Annotated in this window: 23 protein-coding genes; 11 read left to right on the top strand and 12 right to left on the bottom strand. The window is 63.2% G+C overall.

Features of this window, described 5'->3' with window-relative positions; genetic code table 11:
- Positions 1-57 precede the first annotated feature (57 nt).
- Positions 58-441, bottom strand: a complete 384-nt coding sequence (locus SB753_RS06840) for a c-type cytochrome (RefSeq protein ID WP_020065320.1) — start codon at positions 439-441, stop codon at positions 58-60.
- Positions 442-499: 58 nt separating this feature from the next.
- Positions 500-868 carry a c-type cytochrome gene (locus tag SB753_RS06835; RefSeq protein WP_013338619.1) on the bottom strand — a complete coding sequence of 123 codons (369 nt, stop codon included), beginning with the start codon at positions 866-868 and terminating at the stop codon, positions 500-502.
- A gap of 265 nt (positions 869-1133) precedes the next feature.
- On the opposite strand from SB753_RS06835, the gene SB753_RS06830 reads away from it, so the two are divergent.
- The 5 genes from SB753_RS06830 to SB753_RS06810 all read left to right on the top strand — a co-directional run bounded on the left by SB753_RS06830 (position 1134) and on the right by SB753_RS06810 (position 6408).
- The gene (locus SB753_RS06830; RefSeq protein WP_020065319.1) at positions 1134-1976 is read left to right on the top strand and encodes an AAA family ATPase; all 843 of its coding nucleotides are present in this window, start codon (positions 1134-1136) and stop codon (positions 1974-1976) included.
- 36 nt (positions 1977-2012) lie between these two features.
- The gene (locus SB753_RS06825; RefSeq protein WP_288823648.1) at positions 2013-3188 is read left to right on the top strand and encodes a vWA domain-containing protein; all 1176 of its coding nucleotides are present in this window, start codon (positions 2013-2015) and stop codon (positions 3186-3188) included.
- A 40-nt stretch (positions 3189-3228) separates the two neighbouring features.
- Positions 3229-4449 carry a benzoate/H(+) symporter BenE family transporter gene (locus tag SB753_RS06820; RefSeq protein ID WP_408471872.1) on the top strand — a complete coding sequence of 407 codons (1221 nt, stop codon included), beginning with the start codon at positions 3229-3231 and terminating at the stop codon, positions 4447-4449.
- Positions 4450-4743: 294 nt separating this feature from the next.
- On the top strand, positions 4744-5697 hold the full coding sequence (gene tal / locus SB753_RS06815) for a transaldolase (protein ID WP_410799684.1): 954 nt from the start codon (positions 4744-4746) through the stop codon (positions 5695-5697).
- Positions 5698-5991: 294 nt separating this feature from the next.
- On the top strand, positions 5992-6408 hold the full coding sequence (locus tag SB753_RS06810) for a VOC family protein (RefSeq protein ID WP_020065315.1): 417 nt from the start codon (positions 5992-5994) through the stop codon (positions 6406-6408).
- 55 nt (positions 6409-6463) lie between these two features.
- On the opposite strand, the gene SB753_RS06805 is transcribed toward SB753_RS06810, so the two are convergent.
- From SB753_RS06805 to SB753_RS06780, 6 genes are all read right to left on the bottom strand, one after another.
- A complete protein-coding gene (locus tag SB753_RS06805) occupies positions 6464-7678 on the bottom strand; it encodes an FUSC family protein (protein ID WP_027804201.1) in 1215 nt (404 codons plus the stop codon).
- A 160-nt stretch (positions 7679-7838) separates the two neighbouring features.
- On the bottom strand, positions 7839-9389 hold the full coding sequence (gene mctP, locus SB753_RS06800; protein ID WP_020065313.1) for a monocarboxylate uptake permease MctP: 1551 nt from the start codon (positions 9387-9389) through the stop codon (positions 7839-7841).
- Positions 9389-9628 (bottom strand): DUF3311 domain-containing protein, encoded by a 240-nt coding sequence (locus tag SB753_RS06795; protein WP_020065312.1) that lies wholly within the window; start codon positions 9626-9628, stop codon positions 9389-9391. Before SB753_RS06795 ends, mctP begins: the two co-directional genes overlap by 1 nt.
- 443 nt (positions 9629-10071) lie before the next feature.
- The gene (locus SB753_RS06790) at positions 10072-10983 is read right to left on the bottom strand and encodes a spermidine synthase (protein WP_020065311.1); all 912 of its coding nucleotides are present in this window, start codon (positions 10981-10983) and stop codon (positions 10072-10074) included.
- The gene (locus SB753_RS06785; RefSeq protein WP_020065310.1) at positions 10980-11453 is read right to left on the bottom strand and encodes a DNA-deoxyinosine glycosylase; all 474 of its coding nucleotides are present in this window, start codon (positions 11451-11453) and stop codon (positions 10980-10982) included. The genes SB753_RS06790 and SB753_RS06785 overlap by 4 nt, the downstream gene beginning before the upstream one ends.
- A complete protein-coding gene (locus SB753_RS06780) occupies positions 11453-12163 on the bottom strand; it encodes a chorismate--pyruvate lyase family protein (protein WP_410799681.1) in 711 nt (236 codons plus the stop codon). Before SB753_RS06780 ends, SB753_RS06785 begins: the two co-directional genes overlap by 1 nt.
- A gap of 238 nt (positions 12164-12401) precedes the next feature.
- Between SB753_RS06780 and SB753_RS06775 the strand changes: the two genes are divergently transcribed.
- Positions 12402-12908 (top strand): OmpA family protein, encoded by a 507-nt coding sequence (locus SB753_RS06775; protein WP_087751296.1) that lies wholly within the window; start codon positions 12402-12404, stop codon positions 12906-12908.
- A 102-nt stretch (positions 12909-13010) separates the two neighbouring features.
- Here the strand turns inward: SB753_RS06775 and SB753_RS06770 are convergent, their stop codons facing one another.
- The gene (locus tag SB753_RS06770; protein ID WP_410799680.1) at positions 13011-14756 is read right to left on the bottom strand and encodes a hypothetical protein; all 1746 of its coding nucleotides are present in this window, start codon (positions 14754-14756) and stop codon (positions 13011-13013) included.
- A complete protein-coding gene (locus tag SB753_RS06765; protein WP_410799678.1) occupies positions 14756-16648 on the bottom strand; it encodes a hypothetical protein in 1893 nt (630 codons plus the stop codon). Before SB753_RS06765 ends, SB753_RS06770 begins: the two co-directional genes overlap by 1 nt.
- Before the next feature lie 280 nt (positions 16649-16928).
- On the opposite strand from SB753_RS06765, the gene SB753_RS06760 reads away from it, so the two are divergent.
- Positions 16929-17198: a hypothetical protein gene (locus SB753_RS06760; RefSeq protein ID WP_020065305.1), complete on the top strand. Its 270-nt coding sequence runs from the start codon at positions 16929-16931 to the stop codon at positions 17196-17198.
- 141 nt (positions 17199-17339) lie between these two features.
- Here SB753_RS06760 and htpG read toward each other — a convergent pair whose 3' ends face one another.
- Together htpG and SB753_RS06750 are read right to left on the bottom strand one after the other, a co-directional pair.
- Complete coding sequence (htpG, locus tag SB753_RS06755) at positions 17340-19238, bottom strand: molecular chaperone HtpG (RefSeq protein WP_410799677.1); 1899 nt, start codon at positions 19236-19238, stop codon at positions 17340-17342.
- A gap of 149 nt (positions 19239-19387) precedes the next feature.
- A complete protein-coding gene (locus tag SB753_RS06750; RefSeq protein WP_204520438.1) occupies positions 19388-20839 on the bottom strand; it encodes a PLP-dependent aminotransferase family protein in 1452 nt (483 codons plus the stop codon).
- A gap of 441 nt (positions 20840-21280) precedes the next feature.
- Between SB753_RS06750 and SB753_RS06745 the strand changes: the two genes are divergently transcribed.
- The 4 genes from SB753_RS06745 (at position 21281) to SB753_RS06730 (ending at position 24846) form a co-directional block, all read left to right on the top strand.
- Entirely contained in the window at positions 21281-21985 is a 705-nt protein-coding gene (locus SB753_RS06745; protein ID WP_410799675.1) for a VOC family protein, read from the top strand.
- A 75-nt stretch (positions 21986-22060) separates the two neighbouring features.
- Positions 22061-23257 carry a PLP-dependent aminotransferase family protein gene (locus SB753_RS06740; RefSeq protein ID WP_087751292.1) on the top strand — a complete coding sequence of 399 codons (1197 nt, stop codon included), beginning with the start codon at positions 22061-22063 and terminating at the stop codon, positions 23255-23257.
- Between the two features lie 55 nt (positions 23258-23312).
- Complete coding sequence (locus SB753_RS06735) at positions 23313-23777, top strand: RidA family protein (protein WP_020065300.1); 465 nt, start codon at positions 23313-23315, stop codon at positions 23775-23777.
- A 166-nt stretch (positions 23778-23943) separates the two neighbouring features.
- Positions 23944-24846, top strand: a complete 903-nt coding sequence (locus SB753_RS06730) for a PhzF family phenazine biosynthesis protein (protein WP_410799674.1) — start codon at positions 23944-23946, stop codon at positions 24844-24846.
- Positions 24847-25418: the final 572 nt, after the last annotated feature.

The following is a 25418-nucleotide window of genomic DNA, read 5'->3' as shown; positions in this document are numbered from 1 at the left end:
CCGTCGAAGCGGGGTGTCGTTGAAGTTGCCAGGCAGCGCCGAGGTGGCGCGGCGTGCTTACTTCTTCTGCACGAGATCGCCGTTCAGCGATTCGATGTAAGCCGCGATGTCTTTCATGTCAGATTGCGACAGGCTCTGCACCTGCGCCTGCATGATCGCGTTATTGCGACCCATGTGCGGGTTGCCGTTACCCATCTGATACTGACGCAGCGCCCAGTAGACGTAATCGGAATGCTGACCCGCGAGCTTCGGATATTCCGGGCTTACGGGCTTGTTCAGGTTCGGGCCGTGACATGCCGCGCAGTTGTGGCTCTCGGACAGCACCTTGCCGTTGCCGGCGTCGGCCGCATGGGCGACGCTCGTTGCAACCAGACCGATTACTGCCGCCGACGCGCATGCAGCCTTGAACACCGTGTGGAGTGCCTGTTGGGGCTTATTCATGAATTCTCCTATCCCGCGAATTTAATAGCCGTGTGACTGGTTGGATAACCGCAGCCGGTCACTTGTCGGGATTGCTCTTCGATGAGGAATTTTGCGCCGCGTAGTAAGCAGCGATGTCGGCGATGTCCTGATCCGATAGCGACGCGGTGATCGCGTGCATCGTTTCGAAGTGGCGATCGCCCTTCTTGTAGCCGCGCAGGGCGTTTTCGAGGTACGCCTGATTCTGGCCGCCGAGCATGGGCACGCGGTAGACCTCAGGATAAGCCGTGCGATATTCAGGGATGCCGTGGCAGCCAATACACATCGCGACCTTGCCTTGGCCCGCTTTCGCGTTGCCGACGACATCCGCTGCCTGCGCACTGGCCGCATAGCCCGCGAGCACCGACAGCGCTGCGATCACGACGTGTTTGCCGACGAATTTATTCATAGCATGTAACCTGGCTTGAGGGGAAACGGGCGCCCAAAAAGGCAACGGCCCGCGCCGTTATTCTTATAGGGAGCCACGCAGGCCAAAAAAATCGGGCTAATTGTACCGCGACGCCGCGCCGAACGTCCACCGCGCGGGGCGCGCCGGCCGGCGGGCCTGCATTGCGGCCGGGCCGCGCCGCGGCTGAAACCATACGCGAGCCCGTTTCAGGCCAACAGGGCTTCTGACTTATACTGGGTTTTTTCCGCCCAAAGAGCATCTTGCCATGCGTTTCGAAGGCTCATCGCAGTACGTCGCCACCGACGACCTCAAGCTCGCGGTCAACGCCGCGATGACGCTCAAGCGCCCGCTGCTGATCAAGGGCGAGCCCGGCACCGGCAAGACCATGCTGGCCGAAGAAGTCGCCGCCGCGCTCGGCATGCCGCTGCTGCAGTGGCATATCAAGTCCACCACCAAGGCCCAGCAGGGTCTCTACGAATACGACGCGGTGTCGCGCCTGCGCGATTCGCAACTCGGCGACGAGCGGGTGAAGGACATCCGCAACTACATCGTCAAGGGCGTGCTGTGGCAGGCGTTCGAGTCGGACGAACAGACGGTGCTGCTGATCGACGAGATCGACAAGGCCGACATCGAGTTTCCGAACGACCTGTTGCGCGAGCTCGACCGCATGGAGTTCTACGTGTATGAGACGCACGAGTTGATCCGCGCGAAACAGCGTCCGCTCGTCATCATCACGTCGAACAATGAGAAGGAGCTGCCCGACGCGTTTCTGCGCCGCTGCTTTTTCCATTACATCAAGTTTCCCGACCCGGCCACGATGCAGCAGATCGTGGAGGTGCATTATCCCGGCATCAAGAAGGAGCTGCTGGCCGCGGCCATGCAGAGCTTTTTCGAGCTGCGCAACGTGGCCGGGCTGAAGAAAAAGCCGTCCACGTCCGAACTGCTCGACTGGCTCAAGCTGCTGCTCGCCGAAGACATTCCACCCGAAGCGCTGCGCTCGTCGGATCAGAAGCAGATCATCCCGCCGCTGCACGGCGCGCTTCTGAAGAACGAACAGGACGTAAGCCTGTTCGAGCGGCTCATTTTCATGAACCGCAATAATCGTTGAATTTCTAGTGAGTGCCCGCGCCGCGGAGAACCCAGCATGCTGATCGACTTCTTCTACTCGCTGCGCGCCGCGAAACTGCCCGTGTCGGTGAAGGAATACCTCACGCTGCTCGAGGCGCTCAAAGCCAACGTGATCGCGCCGTCGCTCGACGAGTTTTATTACCTCGCGCGCATGACGCTCGTTAAGGACGAACAGTATTTCGACAAGTTCGACCAGGCGTTCGGCGCGTATTTCAACGGCGTCGCGCAGGCCTCCGAACTTGCCTTCGACGTCCCGCTCGACTGGCTGAAGAAAAAGCTGCAACGCGATCTGTCGCCGGAAGAAAAGGCGCAAATCGAGGCGATGGGCGGCATCGACAAACTGATGGAACGCCTGAAGCAGCTGTTCGACGAACAGAAAGAGCGCCACGAAGGCGGCAGCAAGTGGATCGGCACGGGCGGCACGTCGCCGTTCGGCAATGGCGGCTACAACCCGGAAGGCGTGCGCATCGGCGGCGACGCGGCGGGCAATCGCACTGCCGTGAAAGTCTGGGAAGCGCGCGCCTATCGCGACTACGACGACCAGGTCGAAATCGGCACGCGCAACATCAAGGTCGCGTTACGCCGCTTGCGCCGCTTCGCGCGCGAAGGCGCGGCCGAAGAACTCGACCTGCCCGACACGATCCGCAGCACGGCCGCGAACGCCGGCTGGCTCGATCTCAAGATGGTGCCCGAGCGGCACAACAAGGTGAAAGTGCTGATGCTGCTCGATGTCGGCGGCTCCATGGACGATCACATCAAGCGCACCGAAGAACTGTTCTCCGCCGCGAAGGCCGAATTCAAGCACCTCGAGTTCTACTATTTCCACAACTGCGTGTACGACTTCCTGTGGAAGAACAATCGTCGCCGCCACACCGAGCGCATGCCGACGTGGGACGTGCTGCACAAATTCACGCCCGATTACAAGCTGATCTTCGTCGGCGACGCAACCATGAGCCCCTACGAAGTGCTGCAGCCGGGCGGCTCCGTCGAATACAACAACGCCGAAGCCGGCGCCGTGTGGCTGCGACGCCTCGCCGACCACTTCCCGCATTACGCGTGGCTCAATCCGGAACCTGAAGGCCTGTGGGCGTACCGCCAGTCCGTCAGCGCGATCCGCGAAGTGCTCGGCCAGCGCATGTATCCGCTCACGCTCGCCGGGCTCGAGTCCGCCATGCGGATGCTGAGCAAATAGAACCGACCGCTCCACCCTCCAACGACAAGAAAGTTTTTGCATGAGTCGCTCGTCATCGCCTGATCTCGCGCCTGCCGGCATTCCGCCCGGGCGCTTCAACCCATTGGCCGACACCTCGCTGTCTGCGATCGTCGCGGGCTTCGTCGCGATGATGACGGGCTACACCAGTTCGCTCGTGCTCATGTTCCAGGCGGGTCAGGCCGCACATCTGACGAATGCGCAGATTTCGTCATGGATCTGGGCGTTGTCGATCGGCATGGCCCTCTGCACGATCGGACTGTCGTTGCGGTTCCGCGCCCCGATTGTGATTGCGTGGTCGACGCCCGGCGCGGCGCTTCTGGTGTCGTCGCTGCCGCATGTGCCTTACGGGCAGGCGATCGGTGCGTTTATCGTCTGCGCGCTGCTGCTGACCATTGTCGGACTGACGGGCTGGTTCGACACGCTCATGAAGAAAATTCCCGCTGGCATTGCGGCCGCACTGCTGGCGGGCATCCTGTTCGAGATCGGCATCGAGATTTTTCGCGCCGCGCAGTTCCAGACGGCGCTCGTTCTGACGATGTTTCTGACCTACCTGGTGATTAAACGCATCGCGCCGCGTTACGCGATTCCAATGACGCTGATTGCCGGCACGATTGCTGCGGGCGCCCTCGGCCTGCTCGACTTCAGTCACTTTCAGGTGGCGCTCGCGCATCCCGTCTTTACGATGCCGGCGTTTTCGCTCGCCGCGAGCGTCAGCATCGGGATTCCGCTTTTTGTCGTCGCCATGGCGTCACAGAACGTGCCCGGCATCGCGGTGCTGCGCGCGGACGGCTATACGACGCCGTCGGCGCCGCTGATTTCCGCGACGGGAATCGCGTCGCTGCTGCTCGCGCCGTTCGGCTCGCACGGCGTCAACCTTGCCGCGATCACGGCGGCGATCTGTACCGGCCCCGAAGCGCACGAAAAACACGGCAAGCGTTACATGGCGGCGGTGTGGTGCGGTATCTTCTATCTGATCGCCGGCGTTTTCGGCGCGACCATCGCGGCACTGTTCGCGGCGTTTCCGCGCGAACTCGTCGTGTCGGTCGCGGCGCTGGCGCTGTTCGGCTCGATCATGAGCGGACTCACCAACGCAATGCAGGACGTGAGGCAGCGCGAAGCGGCACTCGTGACCTTCATGGTGACGGCGTCGGGGCTGACGTTGTTGTCTATCGGGTCGGCCTTCTGGGGGCTGGTGGCGGGCGTGCTCACCCAGGTCGTCCTGAATGCGCGGCGCGCATGAGTACGTGCGATGGCCCGCGCGTTGCGGGTGTTCCTGCATGCGGCGCATAGCGGCACCTTAGCTCGCCCGCGATCGCGGTGGAATGGCAGCGAAATAGCTGTGAACGGATCGCCGCTGGCAACTGTCAACACTACATCCGACGATCCGCCATAAAATAGAAGCATCCGGCAGCGTTTCCCGGCAACATCGGGCAAATGCTGCAGCGTGACTCGCGGCCGCCGGGCCCGGTCTTTCATTCCGGCGGCGACCTCGTTCTCCTGAACCACGGCGCATGCGCCCTCTGAAGGCACGAATATGACAACCGCACTCGAGCAACTCAAGCAATACACCACGGTCGTGGCCGATACCGGTGACTTCCAGCAACTCGCGCAGTACAAGCCGCAGGACGCGACCACCAATCCGTCGCTGATTCTGAAGGCCGTCCAGAAAGACGACTACCGGCCGCTGCTCGAAAAAACGGTGAAAGATCATGCGTCGAAGCCGATGGGCGCGATCATCGACCAGTTGCTGATCGCTTTCGGTACTGAAATCCTGAAAATCATCCCCGGGCGCGTGTCGACCGAAGTGGATGCGCGCCTGTCGTTCGACGTGCAAGGTTCGATCGCCAAGGGCCGCGAAATCGTTGCGCTCTACAAGGACCACGGCATCGACCGCGAACGCGTGCTGGTCAAACTGGCTTCCACCTGGGAAGGCGTGCGCGCGGCCGAAGTGCTGCAGAAAGAAGGCATCAACTGCAACATGACGCTGCTGTTCTCGCTCGCCCAGGCCGCCGCCTGTGCTGACGCCGGAGCGAAGCTGATCTCGCCGTTCGTCGGCCGCATTTACGACTGGTACAAGAAAAATGCCGGCAGTGCGTGGGACGAAGCGAAGGACGGCGGCGCGAACGACCCGGGCGTGCAGTCCGTGCGCCGCATTTACGCGTACTACAAGAAATTCGGCTACAAGACCGAGGTCATGGGCGCGAGCTTCCGAACCACGGGCCAGATTCTGGAACTGGCAGGCTGTGATTTGCTGACCATCAGCCCGGATCTGCTGCAAAAGCTGCACGAAAGCACCGAGAAGGTCGAGCGCAAGCTCTCGCCGGACAGCGCGAAAGACGCCGACATTGAACGCGTGCCGGTCGATGAAGCGTCGTTCCGCTTCCTCGTCAACGACGAAGCCATGGCAACCGAAAAGCTCGCCGAAGGCATCCGCGCATTTGCGGCCGACGCAGTGAAGCTGGAAAAGCTCATCGAAGCGCTGCGTTAAACGTCCGCGTCAGTCGCGGCGGTCGTCGTACGTCGGCAAGACACGGCGACCCAAGCAGTCGATCACAACTCGCGGCCCCGAAGCTCATGGTTCGGGGCCGCGTTCCGTTTACCGGGATCCGGCTATCCGCTCATCCGCTGACGGCGGCCTTCGGCCGTTTCCGGCGAGCCGTCTTTTCCTCACGACACAAAGTCACAAACGCCCGAAAACCGTTGCCTAAAATGGTCTGCACGCCTGCTGCTTTGGCCGCCATACGGCGCGAAGGCGTTCATATCCACATTTCGGGAGACGATGATGGAAGTTCAACCCTACGTTTTTTTCAACGGACGCTGCGAAGAAGCGCTCGATTATTATCGCCAGCACCTCGGTGCCGAAGTCACGTTCATGATGCGCTTCAAGGACGCCCCGCCCGACTCGCAGAACCAGCCGCGGGCCGGCGTCGAAGACAAGATCATGCACGCGAACGTTCAGATGGGCTCGACACAGTGGATGGCGTCCGACGGCAATTGCGACCAGGACGCGAAGCCCATGAGCGGCTTCAGCCTGTCGCTGACGGCGGACGACACGGCATCGGCGCAAAAATACTTCAACGCGCTCGCCGACGGCGGTCAGATCGTGATGCCATGGGGCGAGACCTTCTGGAGCAAAGGCTTCGGCATGACGGTGGACCGCTTCGGCCTGATGTGGATGGTGACGCTGCCGCAAGAGTGATCGGCCCGAGCCCTTGTCAGAAACCGTGACCGGACTTCACCGGCATCTTTTCTAACTAAGCCTTCTGCAGAACCCGCGAGCGCCGCTCGATGTTCCAGTTCACCTCTGTCTCAAGTAACGCTGCGCGCAGGCGGTCCACCTGTTCCGCGAGCCGCTGCCCGAGCCAATACGGCCCTTGCAGGTCGGGCGGGAGTTTAGACGCGACGTCTCCCGCGGTTCGCACGAGCGGCGACGCGGCCGGATTGCCGGCCACCGGATTGCCGGCCACCGGATCGCCGGCCGCCGGAGTGCAGTCCACCGGCCCGCCGCCCGCCGGATCGCCGGCCGCCGGAATCCTAAAATGCGTCGCGCGGCCAAAGCGCAGGCCGCGCGCGATCGCCAGCAGCATGGCGCGCACCGCCCGCACCTCCGCGCCGCACTGTTCGGCATACGCGGTACGCGCGGCGGCGCCGGCCTGCATCAATGGACCGGTGGCAAGCAGTTCGAGCGAACTCAGCACCGAGCGATGCAGCCGCTGAATCTCCTCGAGCTTCGCCTGCGGCACGTCGATCTCCTTTGCCACCGAAGGCATCAGCGAACGCAATTGCACGAGCCGCCGGTTGATCGCGAGAAACCGCTTCACCTGCTCTTCCTCGCCAATCGTCTCGCCCTCCAGCAAACGCGTATAGATTTGCGCGCACTCGCGCAGATTGGCCGCAATACCGTAGCGCCATGAATAAGTGGCGTGCAGCGGCAGCGCGAATGAAAAAGCCAGCGCAATCACAATGCCGATCAGCACGTTCAGCGTGCGCCACAGTCCGACGTCGATCAGATTGTCGCCATGCCCCGCGACGATGCACATCGTGATGGCCGTCAACAGCCCGATATAGCCGGACGAGCCGATTGCGAACCACGCGCAGATCGCGGCGAAGATCGACATCAAAACATAGGTGAGCGGCAGCGAGCCAAGCAGATTCTGCTGCACGATCAGCAGCAGCCCGATCGACGCCCCGAGCAAGGTGCCCGCGGCCCGCTCCGCCGCTTTCTTGCGGATATTGCCGTGGTGCTGCAAACCGCCGATCACCACGAGCAGCGTCACCGACGACCAGATGCCGTGCGGAATGTCGATACCGGTTGTCGCGAGAATCGAGAACAGCATTGCCAGTCCTACGCGCAGGCTGTGCAGGACCTTCGCGTGTCGATAGCGGTAATACGGCGACGTGATCGCGCGAACCATCCGGCTCACCGCCGAACGGCGCGGAATCACGGTGCGGGAATCGGCAGGAGCCATGGCGGAGTTAACGACGCTTGTGAGAGACGGTCCCGCTATCGTGCCCTGGAGTGCGCTGCAAACACAAACGCCCGCAGACTTTCATCTGCGGGCGTTGCGTTTGAGTTGCACCGTTTCGCTTGCTAGCCGGTATGCCCGGCCGCCAACAAGCTTGCGACGCTTAGCTTTCGACCACGTCCAGATAGTCTTCCGGACGCGTGCGGTCTTCGGCGCGCTGCATGCCGAACGCGCGCACCAGCAGGCTCACCACCACCGCCACAACCAGGTTCACGATCAGCGACCAGACAGCCGCGTAGCCCGGAATCGCCATGCCGAACAGGTGGATCGTAAAGATCGAACCGGCGAGCTTCAGCGAAACGGCCATCCACGTGCCGGTCGCGATGCCCACTGCCCAGCCGAGCAGCAAGCCGCGATAGTCGAGCACTCGCGTGTACAGACCGAGCACGATCGCGGGCAGCGTCTGGATGATCCAGATGCCGCCGAGCAATTGCAACTGGATCGCATACGTGAGCGGCAGGCCGAGAATGAACGCCACTGCGCCGACCTTCACGATCAGCGACACCAGCTTCGCGACGTTGGTCTCCTGTTCGTGCGTCATGTTGCGATTCACGAACTCCTTGTGGATGTTCCGCGTGTACAGGTTCGCTGCCGCAATCGACATGATCGCCGCCGGCACCAGCGCGCCGATGCCGATCGCCGCGAACGCCACGCCGACGAACCACGACGGGAAGAAGTGCAGGAACAGCGCCGGCACCGCGAAGTTCGGACCGAACGCCTTGAAGTACGGGGCGAATTCCGGCATGTCCTTCACGCCCGAGGCAAGCGCCATGAAACCGAGCAGCGCGAGCAGACCGAGCACCAGCGAGTAAGCCGGCAGCATCGCCATATTGCGGCGGATCGTATTGCCCGATTTCGACGACAACACCGCCGTGATCGAGTGCGGGTACAGGAACAGCGCGAGGGCCGAACCCACCGCGAGCGTCGCATACGCGCTATAGCCGTTCAGACTCGACACGTCCGGCGCCTTCAGCAGCAACTTGGCCGGCGGCACCGTTGCGAAGATGTGGCCGAAGCCGCCCAGTTGCGGCGGAATCACAATGATCGCAGCGAAGATCGTAATGTAGATCAGGACGTCCTTGACCACGGCGATCATGGCCGGCGCGCGCAAGCCCGACGTGTACGTGTAGGCAGCCAGGATCGCAAACGCGATGATGAGCGGCAGATCGCCGACGAAGCCCTTCGTGTCGAAGCCGAGCGCGCCGATCACCACTTCGATCCCGACCAGTTGCAATGCGATGTACGGCATGGTCGCGACGATACCCGTCACCGCGATTGCGAGAGCGAGCATACGGCTGCCGTAGCGTGCCGATACGAAGTCCGCCGACGTCACGTAGCCCTGACGTTTCGCGATACTCCACAGTTTCGGGAAGACGACGAACGCGAACGGGTAGATCAGAATGGTGTACGGCAGCGCGAAGAAACCGGTTGCGCCCGCACCGAATACCAGCGCCGGCACCGCGATGAAGGTGTACGCGGTGTAGAGGTCGCCGCCCAGCAGAAACCAGGTGACGATGGTGCCGAAGCGCCGGCCGCCGAGACCCCACTCTTCCAGATGAGCAAGATCGCCGCGCCGCCAGTGCGCCGCGATAAAACCGAGAATGGTGACGCCGATAAAAAATAGAACGAAGACGAAAGTCGCGATGGCGTTCATTATTGTGCGTCCCCCTGAGGACGGCCCGACGAGCGCGCCTTGGTCTTCATATAGACGAGCGCCGTAATGACTGCGCTGATCAGCACCCAGAGGAGCTGATACCAGTAGAAAAACGGAAAGTCGAACAATACCGGTTCGACCTTGTTGTACGACGGCACCCAGACCATGGCGATCCAGGGCAACAGCAACAGCCAGAGCCAGTGCTTGCTGGCTTTATTCGCGTCGGCGTCGTGAGCCATGACGTCTCCTCTTCCCTATTATTGAAATGTTGGCCCGTGTTCGACGGGTGCTGGACCGCCACGCGGAAAACCGCCTCGCGGCAGCAAGCCCGCGGAGGATCGCCCCGCGTGGGACACGAGTGCCCCGAAAGCCTCGAAAGAGTATAGGAGCCGCGAACGTGCGGTCAAGCAGGGAGGACCCGAGGCATTGACACTGCCGCAAGAGCCGACAGGACGGTGTTTCAGCGGATGTCGGGCGGGAGAAGTGCCTTGGCGAGAACCTGGTCAGGACCCACGCGCAGCGCGGGTCTTGTGGCCTCGGCGCGTTCGCGTGCGGAGGAGAAAACAGCGGATTTTCGGCGCAATGCCGGATAGATAGCAGATCTGAATTCCGTCGCGCGGATGCGACGCTCGTCAGGGTGAGGCCGGTCCGTTATGGCCCGGCCCCTTGCGGCGCTATGCGATCAGATGACGAACGACGCGCCCGTCTGTCCGGTCGACTCCTGCAGACCCTTGATCCATTTGCGGGCGGGCAAGCCGAGTTCCGCTTCGATCAGTTTCGCGCGTGTTTGCAGCGCCGTGAACGGCACGTCGAGCGCGGGGCCGGAAAACGCAATCGCGATGCGGTTGCCGTCGTGCACTTCCGGCAGCGCGACGACGCGACCGTCGAACGCTTCGTTCAGACGCTTCATGTTGCGCACGAAGCTCGGGTGATCGCCGAACAGATTGACCGTTGCGACGCCCGCATCGCTCAGACACGCGCGAGCCGCACGGTAGAAGCCGACGCTGTCGAGCACCGGGCCGCGCGCCGTTGCATCGTAAATGTCGATCTGCAATGCGCCGATCGTGCCGTGGTTCGCGCGGTCGTTGACGAAGTCCCACGCGTCCGTCTCATGCACGGTGAGGCGTGCGTCGTCCGGCGGCAACTCGAACATTGCGCGAGCGGCGATGACCACCGCCGGGTTCACTTCGACCGCCTCGACTTTGGCGCGCTTCAGGAAGCGATGGGCGAACTTGGTGAGCGCAGCCGCGCCGAGGCCGAGCTGGACGATGCGCCTGGGCGTTTCGATGAACAGCAGCCACGCCATCATTTGCTGAGCGTATTCGAGTTCGATGTGGTCCGGCTTGCGCAGACGCATCGCGCCTTGCACCCATTCCGTGCCGAAATGCAGATAACGCACGCCGCCTTCTTCTGAAAACGTGACGGGCGCAAAGCGCGGCTTGCGCGGCGTTTCGATTTGCGGCGCGTCGTGCAGATCGTCGTCGTGCGATGACTTTTTCTTGTTGCGCGCCACCTCGCGCTTGCCCGCACCGTCGGCATTGCGGTTGCGGAATGCACGCGCTTCAGCCGAAGCGCGCTTGATGAGTTTCGTCATGTCAGGATGTCGCGCCACAGGCGCAATTTTTGATCGAACGAGAGCATAGCATTGGCCGGACTGGACGAAGGCAATACGAGGGTCGTGTAGCCCGCCTCGCCGATCACCGGCGCGAAGCGGCCCGCCGTCTTGCCGTTGAAGCAGACCTTGCGCAGCTTCGGCGCGTGTTCGCGTAGCGATGCAAAGTCGTTCGGCTGCGCGTTGCGAATGGCCGCATCGAGACTGCCCTCGCGATGGCACGCGGCGAGCACGTCCCATACGCCGATCCCGTGAGAAAGCACACGCCGCAGCCGCTCTTCGTAGGCGAGTTCCGCGAGTGGGTCGTCGAGGACGGCGCCAAGCAGACGCCAAAACTGGTTGCGCGGATGCGCGTAGTACTGGGTCGCGGCGAGCGACGCCTCGCCGGGAAAGCTGCCGAGAATCAGCGTATGTGTGTCGGCGGCGACAACCGGAGGAAAGCCGATCAGCATTATCTGCTCCGCTCGCTGGCCGCATGCGACACGGGATGCGCGCGCGATGCGGTGTGCTCGATCGGCCGGCCATGTTCGCGCATGCGCGGGTGACCTGCGGGTGTGGAGTCGACGGAGGGAGCGAGTGAGCGGCGAGCGCCGCCTGCATTCGCTAATGACGCGAGATGCGTCCACAGGGCCGGCAGGAAACATTCGGTGACCATCAGCGGCTCGCCATGACGCTCGAACACCGAGCGGCGCGCCGACAGTGCGTGCGGCGGCACCCCGCCGACTTCACGCGCCGCCAGCCGGTACAGCGGATGCCGCGCGATCACGCGGCGGCTGACCAGCGCCGATCGCGCGACGCTGCTATCGCTATACAGCAGCTCGGCAAGCGGTCGCGTGCGCAGGCGTCGCGTGGCTTGCCATACGCCGACGCTCGCGGCCAGAGGCGCAACACTGTGCGCGGCGACGAAGGGCACGGCATCGACCGACAAGACGACCTCGCGCACCCACACTGGCGCGCGCGCGGGCAGACCCAACGCGGCATGCTCGTCGGCCCAGGCCAACGCCACGCCTTCACGCGTGACACGCACCGCGACTGCGCCGAGCGCGCGCAGATGCGCGGTCAGCGAACCGCCACGGGTCAACCAGTCTTTCTGCGCGGCGCCGAGGCCAGGCGAGGGAGCGACGCGCCAGTGCGCGTCGGCGGCATCGAAACGGATAGGCATGGGTTCGGATTATAACGGCGCGACTGTCGGACGATTGCCCGGCCCGCACGCGTCTTTTCCGACGATCCGGCTGCACCGCCGCATCGGTATCGAAATGCCCAATCGGGTCGCCGATTTCGGAAAGGTCCGATTCTCCAACGCCGCGACCCACGATAAAACCTCCGTGCTTTACGAACCGGCGATTCGCCCGCTGTCGACGGGCGCGCCATCCGATGTGCAAACGAACGAGAGAGCAAACATGAAGAAAATTCTGAGCATGAGCGCCTGCGCAATATCGGTGCTGCTGATGGCTGGCTGCGCCGCGCCGTTGAACCGCGATACTGAGACGTCGTTGAACAAGGCCGTGGGCATCGAGGTTGCACCGGTCGCGGATGGCGTCGCCGTGAAGCTGCCCGAGAAAGCGCTGTTCGATTTCAACAAATCGGAAGTGCGCGGCGATGCGAGCGCGGTGGTCGACCGGTCCGCGGTGCTGCTCAAGCGCAGCAAGAAGCCGGTCATCGTCGAAGGCTACACGGACAATGTCGGCACGCTCGACTACAACCAGCAACTCTCGGAAGCGCGCGCGACCGCCGTGGGTTACGCGCTCGTGGCGCGCGGCGTGACGATGGAGCGCATCCGCACCAAGGGCAACGCGTACAACAATCCGGTTGCAAGCAACGACACGCCCGAAGGACGCGCGCTCAATCGCCGCACTGAGATCGTCGTGCGTGGCGAAACCATGGAAACGTTGATGGGCAAGAAGTAGGCACCAGCCGCTTCAGGCGGATTACGCTAGTCACACCCAGGGCCGGCTGCGCCGCGCGCGCCCGGCTCATCTGCCGATTCATTCGCGAACTCAGCTGCAGACTCACCCGCCGACGTACTCCTGCAGCGCCTGCGCGACCTCAGCGAGCACCGCTTCCCACTGATTCAACTCACGCTGTCTGAAAAGACGCATTGACGGATACCACGGACTATCGGCGCGTTCGGCCATCCAACGCCAGTCTGTAAAGGTGGGCACCAGTACCCACACCGGCGTGCCGCAGGCGCCGGCAAGATGCGCGACCGCAGTGTCTACGGTAACGACCAGATCGAGCGACTGAATGATCGCCAGCGTATCCATGAAGTCGTGAATCTCCGGTCCGAGAACATGCATGTCGATCCCCTCGGATGAAGCCGCCGCGTCGTGCTGCGCCTCCCCTTTTTGCAGCGAGAACCAACGCACGCCCGGCTGCTCCAGAAACGGCCGCCATTGCTGAAGCCCAATGGACCGATAGCGGTCGAGCGCATATGCGGGATTGCCCGCCCAAACGATCCCGACGCGCTTCGTGAACGGCCCTTGCCCCGCGACAGGGCCGAGTGCGGCCAGGCGGTCACGCCAGCGCTGCACCGCTGCGGGCTTTCCCTGCAGGTAAGCCGTGGCCAGCGGCAACATCGGCAATTCGAGTTTCATATGCGCAGGCATGCTCAACATGCGGCACCAGTAGTCGTACGGGCCGGGCGGCGCTGTGGTCCATGCCGCATGCACGCCTGCCGCATGGCGCGCCACATCGCCAAGCGGCTCTTCGACCCAGACGTCCACCTGCGCGCCACGCCGATGCAGCCAGTCGGCCATACGCAGAAACTGGATCTGATCGCCAAGACCCTGTTCGCCGATCAGCAGGAAACGGCAGCCGAGCACGCGCTCGCCTTGCCACTCCGGGAAATCCGGGCGAACCAGATCGTGATTTTCCGGTAGTGCGTCATGCCACCGGTATTGCTTCCAGCCTCGTTCGAAATCGCCCGCGCGGAGCTGTGATGCCGCGAGGTTGAACTGCATCGACGGGTTGTCCGGCATGAGCCGGGCGGCCTCGGCGGTATGCATCTGCATGTGCTCGAAGTCGCCGAGCATATTGAGCGCGAACGACGCGTTGTGATGCAGCCAGGCGTTGTTCGGTTCAACGCTGATTCCCTGCCTCGCGACGCTGACCGCGTCCGCAAAACGATGCGCGCTGTTCAGAGTGAATGCGAGTTGCTGCAGAGCTGCCGCGTCGGAACTGCAGCGTGCGCGCAGGGCCGGCAACAGATCGCCGATCTCGGCATCGCGCTGCGCCTTCGACAAAGCCGCGATCAGCATGAACGCATCTGCAATGTTCGCCGAGTCGAGCGCCCATGCTCGCGACCAATAGTTCGCTGCATCGGCGTGCTGCTCCTGTTCCGTGCAGATCTGCGCGAGCGCGCGAACCGCATGGTGCAAAGTGGGCTCGAAGCGGATCGCGGTCTGATAGTGTTGGCACGCCTCGGCGAGTCGCGCGGAGAGCTTCAGGCAATCAGCAAGATTCCGATGAATGCTGGCACTCCCACCACTTAAGTTCAGCGCGCGATGGTAGAACGCCTCGGCCGCGATCCGATTGCCGCCCAGTGCCGCAAGCAGCCCGCGATGCTCCCAGATATCCGCACGATCGGGCGCGAAGTTCAGTGCGCGATCCATCTGCTCAGAGGCACGCTCGAGCGCGCCGTCGCGAAAGTATGCAAGCCCGAGTTGATGCAGTGCGTCTGCGTCTGAATCTGCACCTAGGTCGGTTGGCGGCGCCTCGCTGCGTAATAAACCCGAATCGTCCGTGTCAGTTGTCATCAGCCGATTACTGCCGGATGCGCTGCGTGGCTCGATTCCACGCTGCTCGCGCCGGTCGCCATCAGCGCTTGCAGGCGCGCCGTCACACGCTCGATGACGGGGGCCCAGTGCCCCGGCTGCGGCTGCCTGAAGAGCCCCACCGAGTCGTACCAGGGTTGCGCCTCCTCGTTGCCCCACGCCCAGTGCGACACGTGGTCGAGCATCGCCAACACCGGCCGCCCTAACGCGCCGCCAAGATGCAACGGTGCACTGTCGACCGTGATTAGCGCGTCGAGCGCACCGAGATGGGCGGCAACGTCGTCGAAGCCGGCGTGGTATTGCGCCGTCATGTCGTACACGCGGTAACCCTGCGCGGTCAACACCGCGACATCGGCCGCACGTCCTGGCGTAAGCGAATAGAAGATTACATCTGCAAGCGACAGCAACGGTTCAAGCGTTGCCCGCGCAATCGAACGCTTTTCGTCGCGACGATGCGTAGGGCTTCCCGCCCACACGAGCCCAACATGCAGTCTCGCCTGCGGCGCCTGTCTGCGTAGCTGCTCACGCCACGCGCTCACCTTGTCCGGATCGGCGTGAAGATACGCATCGCCTCGGACCTGCTCCGGCTGCAGGTCCAGCACAAGCGGCAAGCTCATGATGGGCAGGCTGTAATCCGGCGCGCCGAGCGGGCCGTCTTCGATGGACACGCAGTCCGCGTAAAAACGCGTGAGCAGCGCGTGCAACGACTTACGCACGCAGAGCACGAGCCTGCCGCCTTCCTGACGCACGCGGGCGGCAAGTTGCGGGACATAGCGCACCATGTGAATGTCGTCGCCGTTGCCGAGTTCGCTGTGCACGACAAGCGTCTTGCCGGCGAGCTCCTCCCCTTGCCAGCGCGGACACAGGCGAGCCATAACCGAAACGATATTGTTCGGCTCGCGGTCGTCGCGTGCGAGGCGTGCCTCGAAACGCTTCCAGCCGCTTGCCCATGCGCCGTGCCGCAGATCCAGGTCTGCAAGATCGACTGCCGGCGTCACCGCGTGCGGATTGACCGCGAGTGCTTCTCGCAACATCGCGGCACTGTCCTCGTAGCGCGCCTGTTCGCATAGATAGAAGCCAATCGCGGCGAGCACGTCCGCATTGCCTGGCGACGCAGCATTCGCGGCGCGCATGGTCGCCTCGGCCGCCGCGGCGTCGTTGCACTGCCATTGCGCGTGGCTGAGCTGCCACGCCATTTCCGCGTCTGCGGGATTGCGCGCCAGCGCCTCGCGGCACACGTGCCCGACCGCAGTCCAGTCGCGCACCTCGCGCAATGCCAGCACGAACTGCAACGGCAACGCCGGATCGACGGCCGGATCCAGCGCATATGCACTCGCGAGCGCGGCACGCCGCTCCTCGCGCACGCCCGGACCGCTGGCCCCACCCGCCGCACCCAGCGCACCGAGCGAAATAGCCAGCCACCACGGCGCGCGCGCGTCGTGCGGCGCTCGCTGCCGATAGGCGCGCAACATATGCGCCGCCGCCGAATGCGCGCCACACCCGTTGATGAGCCAGACGATCCATTCGAGCGTGGTGGCAAGGGGCTGCGCGGCGACCGCGATCTCGCTGTGATGCCGCGCGACCTCGGCGCGGGCGAGCGCGTCGGCGAACAGCGCAAGGCGAGCATGGCGCGCGCCGCCGGCTTCAGCTTGTGCCTGCGATGCGCTGTGATACGCCTCTTCAAAACGCCCGGCGCTCGCATGCAGGTCGGCATGCAACTGCCATGTCACGCCAGCGGCGGCCAGTTCGGCCGCACGCAGCACTGCCGCGTGGTGGCCCTCCTCGCGCAGAACCGACCAAAGAAGATGAACCGTCTCGAGAGGCGTTGTGACATTGATCAGTGCCGCCGGAGCGGCCAAAGCGGAATCGGACATGAAAACTCAGAAAGTGCCGCAACGCGCAGGCGCTTCAATCGCAAAAGGGATTCCACGCGCACGGCTTGTACAGAAAGTGGCTCGAAGAACGTGCCCGATCTTCGAGCCGCCCAGTTTCGAAGCGCGACGGTCAAGATAATGCCGTGCCCTGTGTCTCATAAACTAATCTCAATTTATGGTCGTTGATTAGTTTTAGTTAGTTAACCATAATTAATTTTGCACGGCATCGAAACAAACCCAAGGCGTCGAGCAAATCTATAACTAGCAGCAGGGAGTCAGCTTGAGTACTACGAACGTAAAGGAAACTTCTGACCGTATCGCGCATCTTGCGTCGGTCGTATTGGCTCGTCAGGGCGCTACCCATATCGAGAAAGAGCTAGCCGGCTCCGCGCTCGCGCAACACCACACTGCTAAACAGACGAGCGCGGCAATCGGCAGCCTCGCGGCGCAGGTGCTCGGCGATCATCATTCCAGTTTCGAGGCGAAGGAACTGGCCGGGAGCGTGCTTGCGCAAGTGCGTCACCTGCACGGGCTAACATTCGCCCATTAATGCACATGCAGTGACCGATCCGGATTTCTCTCGGTCGGTCCATGACACCACAAAGCGCGCGGCAAAAAAAAATGCGCTGCCGAAGCAGCGCATTTTTTCTTTCACTACGTCGAACGTCGGTTCAACGCTAAACGAACAGGCTCAGTTCGCGCGCGCAAGCAACAACGTGTTCGTACGCTTCACGAAGCTCGCCGGATCTTCAAGCGCGCCGCCCTCGGCCAGCAAAGCCTGGTCGAACAGCAGGTGGCACCAGTCGTCGAAGTTCGCGCTATCAGCATGCAAGCCCTTGACCAGTGCGTGCTCCGGATTCACTTCCAGAATCGGATGGAACGAAGGCGCCTGCTGCCCTGCGGCCTTCAGCATGCGCTGCAGGTAACCGCTCATCTCGCCGTCGTCTGCAACGAGGCACGAGGGCGAATCGGTCAGGCGGAACGTGAGGCGCACGTCTTTTGCCTTGTCCTTCAGCGCTTCCTTCATTTTGTCGACGAGCGGCTTGAGCTCCTCGCTCACCTTTTCCTGCGCCTCTTTCTCCTCGTCGTTTAGCGCACCCAGATCCAGATCGCCGCGCGCCACGCTTTGCAGCGGCTTGCCGTCGAATTCGTTCAGGAACGACAGCATCCATTCGTCCACGCGGTCGGTCAGCAGCAGCACTTCCACACCCTTCTTGCGGAACACTTCGAGATGCGGGCTGTGCGTCGCGGCCTGCCAGGCGTCGGCGGTCACGTAGTAAATCTTGCTTTGCTCCGGCTTCATGCGCGCGACGTAATCGGCGAGCGACACGTTCTGCTCCGGCGTTTCCGTATGCGTGGACGCAAAGCGCACGAGCTTGGCAATACGCTCGCGATTCGCAAAATCTTCGCCGATGCCTTCCTTCAGCACCTGGCCGAACTCCTTCCAGAAGCCGGCGTACTTCTCCTTGTCGGCGTCGTTATCCGAGTTGGCCAGATCTTCCAGCATCGACAGCGCGCGCTTGGTCACGCCCTCGCGGATCGCCTTGACGTCGCGGCTTTCCTGCAGGATCTCACGCGAGACGTTAAGCGGCAGATCGCTCGAATCGACCACACCCTTCACGAAACGCAAGTACGCGGGCAGCAGTTGCTCGGCGTCGTCCATGATGAACACGCGCTTCACGTACAGCTTCAGCCCGCCGCGATGATCGCGATTCCACATGTCGAACGGCGCGTGGCTCGGCACGTACAGCAACTGCGTGTATTCGCTCCGGCCTTCGACGCGGTTATGCGTCCACGTAAGCGGATCCTGATGATCGTGCGACAGGTGCTGATAAAACTGCTTGTACTGCTCTTCGGTGATGTCGTTCTTCGCACGGGTCCACAGCGCGCTGGCCTGATTGACGGTCTCGTCCTCGTCTTTCGTGACCATCGCGCTCTTTTCCGCGTCCCACTCTTCCTTTTTCATCAGAATGGGCAGCGCGACGTGATCGGAATACCGCTGAATGATCGACTTGAGCCGATGTGACGACAGAAGTTCGTCTTCATCTGCACGCAGATGCAGCGTGATGGTCGTGCCGCGCGCGGCACGCTCGATCTGCTCGACGGCGAAATCGCCCTCGCCGGCGCTTTCCCAGCGCACGCCTTCCGACGCCGGCAATCCGGCGCGGCGCGTCTCGACCGTGATCTTGTCCGCGACGATGAAGCCCGAGTAGAAGCCCACGCCGAACTGCCCGATCAGCGCAGCGTCTTTCTGCTGGTCGCCCGACAGCTTGCCGAAGAATTCCTTGGTGCCCGAGCGCGCGATCGTGCCGAGGTTCGCGATAGCTTCGTCACGGCTCATGCCGATGCCGTTATCGTCGATCGTGATGGTGCGCGCGTCCTTGTCATACGACACGCGAATGCGCAGATTCGGGTCGTTCTCGTACAACCCGCTGTTTTCAATTGCTTCGAAACGCAGCTTGTCGGCCGCGTCGGACGCATTGGAAATCAGCTCGCGCAAAAAAATTTCCTTGTTGCTGTACAGCGAATGGATCATCAGTTGCAGAAGCTGTTTCACTTCTGCCTGAAAGCTCATGGTTTCTTGTGCCATGGTCGGACTTCCTCTCTGTTGCGAATCGGTTTTTGCGAATCGGGTGTTGCGGATGCGCTTCGGGTCAGGCGTGGCACGGGGCCGGATTGCCGACGTGCGGTGCCGTGCCGCCGGATCGTCCGCCTAAATAAGGGCGACGCGGCGCCGTTTCAAGAGGCGCGGCGCGCAACGCCGTCCAGGTAACGGCAGAGGAACGTCGCCAGTTCCGGATCCCCGCAATTGGCGATGTTGAAGCGCATCCACGTGGTGGGCGACTGCTGCGGCGAAAAAAGGCTGCCGGGCGTCAGCAGAAAACCGGCTTCGTGGCCGGCGGCCGCGAGGCCGTCGGCGTCGACTCCGGTGTCGGCCCACACGAACATACCCGCCGTGGGTGTCAGGAACAGCTTCAGGCCGGTCTTTTCCAGCATCCGCACGGATTTTTCGCGCACGCCGTCGAGCCGCGCACGCAACCGCTCGACGTGGCGTCGGTAGTGACCCTCGGTGAGGATTTTGTACAGCACCCGCTCGTTCAATTCCGGGCTCGTCATGCCGACCAGCATTTTCTGATCGCTGACCGCCTTCGCGACTTCCGGCGCGCACGCGATGAAACCCACGCGCAGATTCGGCGCGAGCGTCTTCGAAAAACTGCCCAGATAGATCACGCGCTTGAGCTGATCGAGGCTTGCCAGCCGCGTGCCCGCATAGCTCGGCGGGCAGAGATCGCCGTAAATGTCGTCTTCGACCACGATGAAGTCGTACGCCTCGGCAAGCCTCAAGATGCGGAACGCCTGCGCGGCCGTCAGCGACGTGCCGGTCGGATTCTGCAGCACCGAATTGATCACCAGCATCTTGGGCCGCCACGTCTGCACCAACGATTCGAGCGCGTCGAGATCCGGGCCGTCCGGCGTATAGGGCATGCCGACAAGCCGTGCGCCTTGCGACGCGAAACGCCCGAACATCTGGAACCACGCCGGATCGCCGACGATCACCGAATCGCCCGCCTTCACATAAATGCGCGAAATCAGGTCGATCGCCTGCGTGATGCCCGACACCATCACGATCTGCTCGGGCGACGCGCCAATCTCCAGTTCCTCGAGCCGTGTCTGCAATTGCTGGCGCAGCGGCAGAAAACCGAGCGGCGTGCCGATCCCCAGCATCTGCGCGCCGCTTTGCCGGCCCAGCGTGCGAAGCGCGTTGGTGATCAACTCGCCGTCGAGCCAGCGCGCCGGCAGATAGCCGAGACCGGGACTGCGCTCCGGGCGCGCGCCGGTGTGCAGCATGTTGCGCAGCAGCCAGACCACGTCGATGGTCGCCGGCGCAGGCGCCTGCGTGACCGGACGCATTTCCAAAGCCGCCGCGCCCGCCAGACGCTCGCGCACGAAGAAACCCGAGCCGCGCCGCGACTCCAGGTAACCCTGTGCGACTAGCCGCTCGTACGCCTCGACCACCGTGAAACGCGACACGCCTTTGTCGAGCGCCAGCTTGCGGATGGACGGCATACGCATGCCGGGGCGAAACACGCGCTCTTCGATGCGGCGGCGGGCCCATTGCACGAGTTGCTCGACCAGCGTCAGCGACGCCGTGTCGTGCGGGGCGGGAATTTGTGTAAGCGGGACGGACATAGACGCACTCCAACTGTACCGAACGGTATCGAATCGATTGTACCGTTACTGTGCAGGTCGCCGCCGCTACATTTGAGACAGAAGAAGCGCGCCGGCCGGATTCGCGGCGTCTTCGAAGTACCGAGCCTGGCGGCGATCCCGCCGAGCAGGCTATCGGAGGCGCGAGCGCCGTTTTGCAGCGGCGAGCGAACCGATAGGGCAAGCCGGCAAGCTAACCGGCACGCGCCCCCAGACAGACTCACGGCCAGTCGCCGTAAAGTTGCCGTGAAGCCGCCGCAAAGACCTCGCACCGCCCGTTGATCGCCTGTTAAGGGCACGTCAAGCGCACGTTCGGGGGTCGTCGTCGCCCCGTGACCGGTTATGCTTACGTGCCCGGGCCCCCGCATACGCTGCGCGTGGTGCGGGTCCGGCCCGATGTGAAACCCGTTTTCCCGATCCGCAATGACCGCACATTTGCTTCGTCTCGATCATCTCGTTGTTTCCGCCCGCACGCTCGACGAGGGTACGCAGTACGTCGCCGACGTTCTTGGCGTGGCACCGGCCGGCGGCGGCGCGCATCCGTTGATGCGGACCCACAACCGCCTGCTGAACCTGTGGGACGGCGCGTATCTGGAAGTAATCGCAATCGATCCGCATGCCGACGCCGCGCAGGAATCGGCCGCCGCCGCGCCGCGCGCGCGGCTCTTCGCGCTCGACGACCCCGCCACGCACGCGCGCCTCGAGAACGGGCCGTATCTGTCGCATTGGGTCGTCCGCGTCGACCGCCCGAAGCATCTGCCGACGTGGCAGGCCCAGTACCCGCAGCGCATCCCGCCGATCGTGCCTCTCACGCGCGGCGAGTTCAGCTGGGGGCTGTCCATTGCGGACGACGGCGCATTTCCCTCCTGGCAAGGCGCCGGCGACGGCGTGCTGCCCTCGCTCATCCAGTGGGACACGGCGCGGCATCCGTCGGAGTCACTTCCGGAAACCGGCATCGCACTAAAAGCGCTGAACGGCCAGCATCCGCAAGCCGGGACGGTGGCCGCGCAATTGCAGTGGCTAGGCGCCGCGCATCTGATAAAGCTGCATCCGACGGACGACGCAGCGGCCCCGGCCGCGCTCACCGCCGAGTTCGAAACACCCAACGGTCTACGGACCCTTAAATAGCCAGCGCGCGCGGGTCGCCGACTCGCGCGATAATCGAAGTTTTGACAGGTTCCAGAGATACCAGCAGAGGAGACCATGGACCAAAGCGACTTGAAAGCCCCCACGTGGCAATTGTCCGAACGCGCACGCAAGCTCACCAGCTCGGCGATCCGCGAGATCCTGAAGGTCACGGAGCGGCCCGAAGTCATTTCGTTCGCGGGCGGCCTGCCCTCGCCGGCCACCTTCCCGGCCGAACGCATGCGGGAAGCGTCCGACCGCATTTTGCGCGACTCGCCCGCCGCCGCGCTTCAGTACAGCGCAACGGAAGGCTATGCGCCGCTGCGCGAGTGGGTCGCGAAGCGCTACTCGGTGAACGGCGCGCAGATCCGCCCGAGTCAGGTGCTCATCACGACCGGCTCGCAGCAGGCGCTCGATCTGCTCGGCAAGGTGCTGGTCTGTCCGCAAAGCCCCGTACTGGTCGAAACGCCGACTTACCTCGGCGCGCTGCAATCGTTCTCCATGTACGAGCCGCACTACATCCAGGTGCCGACTGACGAACAAGGGCTGATTCCCGAAGGACTCACGCCCGAACTCACCGCCGGCGCCCGCCTGTTGTACGCACAACCGAATTTCCAGAATCCGACTGGCCGCCGCCTGCCGGTCGAGCGCCGCCGCGCGCTCGCCGAATTCGCGAAGACCGCGCCGTTCCCGGTAATCGAAGACGACCCCTACGGCGCGCTGGATTATGCGGGGGAACCGCTGCCGACCATGCTGTCGATGGCGCCCGACCACATTGTCCACCTGGGTTCTTTCTCCAAGGTGCTGGCGCCGGGTCTGCGGGTCGGCTACATCATCGCGCCCGAAGAGTTGATCTTCAAACTCGTGCAGGCCAAGCAGGCCACCGACCTGCACACGCCGAGCTTTACCCAGCGCATCGTTCATGAAGTGATCAAGGACGGCTTTCTCGACACGCATGTGCCGACCATCCGCGAGCTTTACCGCGACCAGTGCGCGGCAATGCTCGCCGCGCTCGAGCGTTACATGCCCGAAGGCGTGCAGTGGAACCGTCCCGAAGGCGGCATGTTCATCTGGGTGAGCCTGCCTGCGCAAATCGACAGCATGAAGCTGCTCGAGGAAGCGGTCGCACAGAATGTCGCGTTCGTGCCGGGCGGTCCGTTCTTCGCCAACGAAGCGCAGCACAACACATTGCGCCTGTCGTTCGTCACGGTGCCGCCGGCGAAGATCGACGAAGGCGTGTCGCGTCTCGCGACGCTGGTCCGCGCCAAGCTCTGAAACTAGCCGGCCCGTTCGCCGCAACCACCTCTCATTACCGACCCGAGGACACAACATGGCTCAAACTAATGTTTATGACAAGCTGAAGGAACTGGGCATCGAATTGCCCAACGCCGGCGCGCCGGCGGCCGCCTATGTGATGAGCGCGCAAAGCGGCAATACCGTGTACCTGTCCGGCCACATCGCGAAGAAGGACGGCAAGGTGTGGGCGGGCAAGCTCGGCGCCGAGCTCAGCACCGAAGACGGCAAGGCCGCGGCGCGATCGATCGCCATCGACCTGCTTGCCACACTGCACGCGCATGTGGGCGATCTCAACCGCGTCACGCGCATCGTCAAGCTGATGAGTCTGGTCAATTCCACGCACGAATTCACCGAGCAGCACCTCGTCACGAACGGTGCGTCGGAACTCGTCGCCGACGTGTTCGGCGAGCGCGGCAAGCACGCACGCTCGGCATTCGGCGTCGCGCAGATTCCGCTCGGCGCATGCGTCGAAATCGAAATGATCGCGGAAGTCGAGTAACGCATCGCGATTTAAGGCCGGCTCGTCCGGCCTGTCGCATTGAACGCGTCGCGAGGTGTCGATCACCCGCGGCGCGTTTTGCATTTGTGGCGAGGTAGCCCGTTCCCGCAGCAGCAGATAGAATCCGCGAACCCTATCAACCGCAGGAATCGCCGGACCGCCCCCGATGCCCGCTAACACAGTTCGTTTCAAACAGGTCGACGTGTTCACGTCGGTGCCGTTCAAAGGCAATCCGCTTGCTGTCATATTCGACGCCGACACGCTCAGCGCCGAGCAGATGCAGGCGATCGCGCACTGGACCAATCTGTCCGAAACAACCTTCCTGTTGAAGCCGACGGACCCGGCCGCCGACTATCGCGTGCGCATTTTCACGACTCAAGGGGAATTGCCCTTTGCCGGTCATCCGACGCTCGGCACCGCGCACGCCCTGCTCGAAAGCGGCTATCAGCCGAAACAACCGGGCAAGCTCGTTCAGCAGTGCGGCGTGGGGCTCGTCGAATTGCAGTCCGTTCGTGAGGACTCCGGCGACATGCATGGCGCGTGGGCCTTCGCCGCACCGCCTGCGCGAATTTCGCCGCTGCCGGAACAGCAATACGCCGCACTGTCTACGGCTTTGCGTAGCGACGCGATAGACTTCGGCGCCACGCCGAGCGCCGTCGACAATGGCGCGCCGTGGCTCGTCGTGCGCGTGAATTCGGCGCGCGATTGTCTCGCGCTCGAACCCGACGCCGCAGCGCTCGCGCGCATCGTGCAATCGGTCGGCACGCACGGTCTCGCCGTTTATGGTCCGCACGAGGCCGGCGGCCCTGCCACGTTCGAAGTGCGCTGCCTGATGGCGGGCGGCGCGTTCGGCGTCGGCGAAGACCCTGTTACGGGCAGTGCCAATGCGGCGCTCGCCGGTTTGTTGAGTGCGCAGAATCTACGGCCGGGCGCGAGCTACACCGCGCGCCAGGGCACCGCGCTCGGACGCGCCGGCCAGGTCTTCGTGCGCTACGACGACACGAACAGCAAGACGTGGATCGGCGGCTCGTCGGTGACTGTCGTCGACGGTACGTTCCGGATGCCGTGACCGGCCCATCGTTTGCTTACATCTCACCGCATTGAATGGAGCAATCGCAAGGCTCCTGCAAGGCAGTGAAGAAGCAGACGCACGCAACTTGCCCCATTCGCCACGCTTAACCACGTTTAGCCACAAAAAGCCGCTCGCTGTGCTGAGCCGATGCAATTCGCATAAAGACCGCCCGAAAAGACCACGCACGTGACAGCCGCCATGCCGGAACGCCGAACCTCGATGCAGCATCCGAATACCAGTTCCAACGCCGTTCTATCCCGCTCATGCTCCGACTCGCGGACCGGCGGACTATGGAGCGCGCCAAGGAACGAGGCGGAAAACCGCAGCCCGGACGGACCGCAAAACAGCCTCGATACAGGCGCGGACCGCGCCAGCGTATACCCGATGCCGGGACCCTTCCTTAATCCAGTGGCATTAAGTAATATCGAAACGTACTCGACAAAGTGCGAACGATCAGGCGCCAGGCCACGCCCTTTCTTGCGCAGTAGTTCCGGCAACTTGGTCACCATGCAGCCATCCATGAAAACAGCGCCGACGACCCTCGCGCGTTCGCAACCGGCCCCCAGTCG

Source organism: Paraburkholderia sp. SIMBA_053, from assembly GCF_046534895.1.
GTDB classification, from domain to species: Bacteria; Pseudomonadota; Gammaproteobacteria; order Burkholderiales; family Burkholderiaceae; genus Paraburkholderia; species Paraburkholderia caledonica.
This window is presented reverse-complemented; position numbering and strand designations above follow the sequence as displayed.

Bases quoted from the DNA above. Each gene is read 5' to 3' on its own strand.
- SB753_RS06840 (WP_020065320.1), bottom strand. From the start codon at position 441: ATGAATAAGCCCCAACAGGCACTCCACACGGTGTTCAAGGCTGCATGC.
- SB753_RS06835 (WP_013338619.1), bottom strand. From the start codon at position 868: ATGAATAAATTCGTCGGCAAACACGTCGTGATCGCAGCGCTGTCGGTG.
- SB753_RS06830 (WP_020065319.1), top strand. From the start codon at position 1,134: ATGCGTTTCGAAGGCTCATCGCAGTACGTCGCCACCGACGACCTCAAG.
- SB753_RS06825 (WP_288823648.1), top strand. From the start codon at position 2,013: ATGCTGATCGACTTCTTCTACTCGCTGCGCGCCGCGAAACTGCCCGTG.
- SB753_RS06820 (WP_408471872.1), top strand. From the start codon at position 3,229: ATGAGTCGCTCGTCATCGCCTGATCTCGCGCCTGCCGGCATTCCGCCC.
- tal (WP_410799684.1), top strand. From the start codon at position 4,744: ATGACAACCGCACTCGAGCAACTCAAGCAATACACCACGGTCGTGGCC.
- SB753_RS06810 (WP_020065315.1), top strand. From the start codon at position 5,992: ATGGAAGTTCAACCCTACGTTTTTTTCAACGGACGCTGCGAAGAAGCG.
- SB753_RS06805 (WP_027804201.1), bottom strand. From the start codon at position 7,678: ATGGCTCCTGCCGATTCCCGCACCGTGATTCCGCGCCGTTCGGCGGTG.
- mctP (WP_020065313.1), bottom strand. From the start codon at position 9,389: ATGAACGCCATCGCGACTTTCGTCTTCGTTCTATTTTTTATCGGCGTC.
- SB753_RS06795 (WP_020065312.1), bottom strand. From the start codon at position 9,628: ATGGCTCACGACGCCGACGCGAATAAAGCCAGCAAGCACTGGCTCTGG.
- SB753_RS06790 (WP_020065311.1), bottom strand. From the start codon at position 10,983: ATGACGAAACTCATCAAGCGCGCTTCGGCTGAAGCGCGTGCATTCCGC.
- SB753_RS06785 (WP_020065310.1), bottom strand. From the start codon at position 11,453: ATGCTGATCGGCTTTCCTCCGGTTGTCGCCGCCGACACACATACGCTG.
- SB753_RS06780 (WP_410799681.1), bottom strand. From the start codon at position 12,163: ATGCCTATCCGTTTCGATGCCGCCGACGCGCACTGGCGCGTCGCTCCC.
- SB753_RS06775 (WP_087751296.1), top strand. From the start codon at position 12,402: ATGAAGAAAATTCTGAGCATGAGCGCCTGCGCAATATCGGTGCTGCTG.
- SB753_RS06770 (WP_410799680.1), bottom strand. From the start codon at position 14,756: ATGACAACTGACACGGACGATTCGGGTTTATTACGCAGCGAGGCGCCG.
- SB753_RS06765 (WP_410799678.1), bottom strand. From the start codon at position 16,648: ATGTCCGATTCCGCTTTGGCCGCTCCGGCGGCACTGATCAATGTCACA.
- htpG (WP_410799677.1), bottom strand. From the start codon at position 19,238: ATGGCACAAGAAACCATGAGCTTTCAGGCAGAAGTGAAACAGCTTCTG.
- SB753_RS06750 (WP_204520438.1), bottom strand. From the start codon at position 20,839: ATGTCCGTCCCGCTTACACAAATTCCCGCCCCGCACGACACGGCGTCG.
- SB753_RS06745 (WP_410799675.1), top strand. From the start codon at position 21,281: ATGACCGCACATTTGCTTCGTCTCGATCATCTCGTTGTTTCCGCCCGC.
- SB753_RS06740 (WP_087751292.1), top strand. From the start codon at position 22,061: ATGGACCAAAGCGACTTGAAAGCCCCCACGTGGCAATTGTCCGAACGC.
- SB753_RS06735 (WP_020065300.1), top strand. From the start codon at position 23,313: ATGGCTCAAACTAATGTTTATGACAAGCTGAAGGAACTGGGCATCGAA.
- SB753_RS06730 (WP_410799674.1), top strand. From the start codon at position 23,944: ATGCCCGCTAACACAGTTCGTTTCAAACAGGTCGACGTGTTCACGTCG.